Consider the following 2,269-nt stretch of genomic DNA (forward strand, 5'->3'; position numbering starts at 1 on the left):
GACTGCGGTCAACGCACCACCCACGCGAGCATCAGGTCTGAGCTGTGCCGAAGCTCCCGCCTCGGTACCACTCAATCGCACCGATAACGGGCGAGACTCTCCGGTGCCAAATCCTCACCTTCCGGCCAGCAGAGCGCGCCGAGTGGGTCCACGCCAACCTGTCGGAAGTAACGATGCCGGCGAAGCCGCCAGTACGCATCGCGACGCTGAATCAAGGCTTCGAGATCGATCGTCCAGCGTTCTCCGCTGGCGAGGGAGACTTCCACCCGGTGATGCTCAAGTGGTTTGGCTTCGACCACCCGCGGCCAGGGTGTTTCAACCGCTGAGCTCATCCCATTTCTCCAACAATTCGCTTTGATTGTCGCAAATGAAGCGCTTGATCTTCTTGGCCTGAGACGGTGGCATTTGGCCTGCCATCAGCTCGCCGTCTTCAAGGCGAAACGCGCCAGCGTAATCGCCATACATTGCGTGGCAATGAGGGACGCCATGGTCGTCCATGTACATATAGATAGAAATGCCGAAGAAAAACGCGATTCTGGGCATCTTGGAAACCTGCCAGCTCAATCTGAGCATGCGCGCGCCGTCTTGGCATTATGCTGCCGGGAAGCCGACAGCGGCCCTTATCATAACTCGGACCATCTCGGGGATGTTGTCTCGCGCGTGAGCCGCTCCCACAAAGATCCGCGCCTCCCCCGCGACAACCGCGCGCTGCCCCAATGCCAACCCCAGCGGAAGGCACGAAACCGCGCACGAAGCGGCGGATAGGTGTACGATGCTGCGCATCGGAACACAACAATCGTGCCGCGGCAAACCCCGCTGAGCGCAACCCCCGCAGACGACGACAACTCGTCGAAAGGCATGCTCGCGCACGCCTTCTCCGGAATCAAGCGCCGGCTGGTGCAAATGCTCTACCGCCACGGCTGGACGCGGCGCGTGCTGGATCTATTCGCCGTGCTGGACTGGATGATGCGCCTGCCCGAGAATCTTGAAGATCAATGCCATGATGACCGACCACCCCATCTACATCTTCCTCCGGGCCGGCCCCGAAGCCTTTCGGGTGCTGACCGGTGGACACACGCTCTCGGGTGCGTACCGTTTCAGCTCGCTCACCATCAAGAGCCTGGAGCGGCGTCTGGACGGGATTCTCGAGCCCGACGGGCACGCCGGGCCGGCGTACGTGGTCGAATTCCAAGGGCAGCCGCAGGCCAAGGCCTGGTATAACCTGCTCACCAAGATGGGCCTGTACGGCGAGCAGTTTCCCGAGCGCGAAGTGCTCGGCATCGGCGTGCTGCTGCGCGGCGCGACCGCCCGGACCAGCCGGCCTGGGCCAACGACAGTGAGCGACCGCTGTGCATCGTCGCGCTGGATCGGTTTCTGCCGCAGTGGCTGGAGCGCGAGCCCGACAACCCCTATGTCGCCGTGTTCGCGCCGCTGGTGATCGAAGACGACGCCGAGCTACGCCGCCGCGCCCCGAGCCTTTGGCAGGGCATCCGCCGCGCGCCGCTCGGCGAGGAAGCGCGCGAAGCGCTGTCGCAGGTCTTGGAATTTTGGTTTTTCGAACGCTTTCGCGGTCTGACCGCGCAGGAGATTTGGGCCATGCTGAACCTATCGACCCCCATTCAAGAGACTCGCGCCTACCAGAGCATCTTTGCGGAAGGCAAAGCCGAGGGAATAACCGAGGGCAAAGCCGAGGGAATAACCGAGGGCAAAGCCGAGGGCAAAGCCGAGGATCTCGGGCGGCTGCTGGCCCGCCGCTTCGGCCCCGTGCCCGACTGGGCCATCGCACGCATCCAAGCAGCGCCCATCGCCCAGCTCGACGCCTGGCTCGACGGCATTCTCGACGCCGACCACCTGGAAGCACTCATCGGTCCGGAGCAGCAGGACTGAGGCTGCTTGCGGAGCCCAAAGAAAGAGCGCGGCTAAAGCCGCTCCCACGGCGCTCGTGCGTGAGCCACGCCCCGTGGGAGCGGCTTTAGCCGCGACGACTGCGGCGAGTGTGAAGAAAGAGCGCGGCTAAAGCCGCTCCCACGGCGCTCGTGCGTGAGCCAGGCCCCGTGGGAGCGGCTTTAGCCGCGACGACTGCGGTGAGTGTGAAGAAAGAGCGCGGCTAAAGCCGCTCCCACAGCGCCCGTGCGTGAGCCACGCCCCGTGGGAGCGGCTTTAGCCGCGACGACTGCGGCGGGCGCGAAGAAAGAGCGCGGCTGAAGCCGCTCCCACGGCGCTCGTGTGTGAGCCAGGCCCCGTGGGAGCGGCTTTAGCCGCGACGACT

4 protein-coding genes are annotated in these 2,269 nt (G+C 64.4%); 2 read left to right on the forward strand and 2 right to left on the reverse strand.

The window, feature by feature from the left end; all coding sequences use genetic code 11:
- Positions 1–71: 71 nt before the first annotated feature.
- Together ML01_RS28210 and ML01_RS26540 are read right to left on the reverse strand one after the other, a co-directional pair.
- The gene (locus ML01_RS28210) at positions 72–332 is read right to left on the reverse strand and encodes a DUF2442 domain-containing protein (RefSeq protein WP_082674711.1); all 261 of its coding nucleotides are present in this window, start codon (positions 330–332) and stop codon (positions 72–74) included.
- The gene (locus ML01_RS26540; protein WP_216819297.1) at positions 316–543 is read right to left on the reverse strand and encodes a DUF4160 domain-containing protein; all 228 of its coding nucleotides are present in this window, start codon (positions 541–543) and stop codon (positions 316–318) included. Before ML01_RS26540 ends, ML01_RS28210 begins: the two co-directional genes overlap by 17 nt.
- Before the next feature lie 442 nt (positions 544–985).
- Here ML01_RS26540 and ML01_RS31595 point away from each other — a divergent pair, with 442 nt between their 5' ends.
- The gene (locus ML01_RS31595) at positions 986–1,438 is read left to right on the forward strand and encodes a DUF2887 domain-containing protein (protein ID WP_371258254.1); all 453 of its coding nucleotides are present in this window, start codon (positions 986–988) and stop codon (positions 1,436–1,438) included.
- On the forward strand, positions 1,387–1,887 hold the full coding sequence (locus ML01_RS31600) for an Rpn family recombination-promoting nuclease/putative transposase (RefSeq protein WP_371258255.1): 501 nt from the start codon (positions 1,387–1,389) through the stop codon (positions 1,885–1,887). Before ML01_RS31595 ends, ML01_RS31600 begins: the two co-directional genes overlap by 52 nt.
- Positions 1,888–2,269: the final 382 nt, after the last annotated feature.

This window comes from Thiohalocapsa sp. ML1 (genome assembly GCF_001469165.1).
GTDB lineage: Bacteria > Pseudomonadota > Gammaproteobacteria > Chromatiales > Chromatiaceae > Thiohalocapsa.